Source organism: Collinsella sp. HCP3S3_D1, from assembly GCF_052064015.1.
Lineage (GTDB): Bacteria > Actinomycetota > Coriobacteriia > Coriobacteriales > Coriobacteriaceae > Collinsella.
The window spans coordinates 1-1,476 of the sequence record NZ_JBQHWK010000040.1 but is presented as its reverse complement, the minus strand read 5'-3'; the positions used below and the strand labels follow the sequence as shown (position 1 = coordinate 1,476).

Genomic DNA, 1,476 nt, shown 5'->3' with positions numbered 1-1,476 from the left:
GGACCCCCTCCGAGCCCGGAGAGTACACCCTCTACCTCGACGTGATCGACGGCGGGCAGGCCAAGCACCTCACCCGCAAGGTGACGGTCGACGGCACGTCAATTATGGGCGCGCTCTCGACATCTGCTGACTCCATGGTTCGTTTGTATGTTTCTACTGGACATGCCTATCCCTCTGAAGTCTATTCGCAAAGGGGCGCTTCTAACATTACTGAGTTCTGCAATCAGGTAATTTTGGCTGCCTCCTCTGAAGGCGTTAGACCTGAAGTCGTGTTTGCCCAAGCCATGTTGGAGACTGGATGGCTCCAGTTTGGGGGTTCGGTATCCGCAGACCAGTGCAATTTTGCTGGCTTAGGGGCCACTGGTCCTCAGGTCGGTGGAGCAAGGTTTGACAACGTATATCAGGGGCTGCTTGCTCAATCTCAGCATTTAAAAGGCTATGCGACCAGTTTGCCCTTGAACAACGTTTGTGTTGATCCTCGTTATCAAATACTTGTTGATAGGGGATATCTGGGCATCGCTCCGTGTCTAGAAGACCTCAATGGTTTATGGGCTGTCCCTGGCGATGGTTACGGCCAAAGAATCGCAGCGATTATTAACAGAATGATCTAACGATGCGATTTTCCCTTCAGCGCTAGTCGTCTTTAGATTTCAGTTATACAGCTTCGTTTGTTAGGATGTCTGATTCCGATGAAGACAGCTTGCCGTAAGCTCATCCTTGCAATATTTGTTTCTTTTTTGATTTTGCCTATGGCCGCTTCGTATTCCTTTGCGACAGATCAAGGCACTCCTCCTCTTTTCGTCGATTCTGCTAATAATACGTTTGGCCTGTCGGAGGACTTCTCCCTCGACGGCCTCTCCGCGAAGGCTACCGACGGCGGGTCGCCCCTGCTCGGGGACGAGTGCGAGCTTGGCCTGTCCGTCTCCGGCAATGCGGGCTCGGTCAGGTACAAGTTCGTCTGGGAGCAGGGCGGATGGTCTCGCTGGGGGACAATCCGCCAGGGCGAGCCCTCCGCGTCTTGCCCCTGGACCCCAGAGGTGACCGGAGACGTCAACATTTGGGTGGACGCCATCGACTCGGCCGGCCGCGTCACCACGCGCAAGTTCCCCGTGCATGTGGACGCTTGCCGACTCTCGGTTGATGGAGGGCCCGACTTGGAGTGGTCGCCCGGCATGAAGGTTTCCATTCATGCGGCGGCCGCACCCGGCGCGAAGCTCAAGTTCGTCTGGCAGAAGGACTCCTGGGCCGAGTGGGGGGTTGCGCAGGGGCCGTCCGAGGCGACATCCTGCACCTGGAAGCCCGCTTCGTCCGGTTCGTACAGGGTCTACGTCGACGTCTCCGTCGGCGGCCTCTCCGCGACCTCCGTACTTCCCGTCAGCATAACCGAGGACTTCTCCCTCGACGGCCTCTCCGCGAAGGCTACCGACGGCGGGTCGCCCCTGCTCGGGGACGAGTGCGAGCTTGGCCTGTCCGTCT

Annotated in this window: 2 protein-coding genes; both read left to right on the top strand. The window is 57.7% G+C overall.

Going from position 1 to position 1,476, the window contains the following annotated elements:
- Positions 1-611, top strand: a 611-nt coding sequence (locus ACTNDJ_RS08925; protein WP_441083570.1) for a glucosaminidase domain-containing protein, incomplete at its 5' end; no start/stop codon positions are given.
- A gap of 138 nt (positions 612-749) precedes the next feature.
- Positions 750-1,476 (top strand): hypothetical protein (locus ACTNDJ_RS08920; RefSeq protein ID WP_441083569.1); only part of this gene is annotated, 727 nt, incomplete at its 3' end.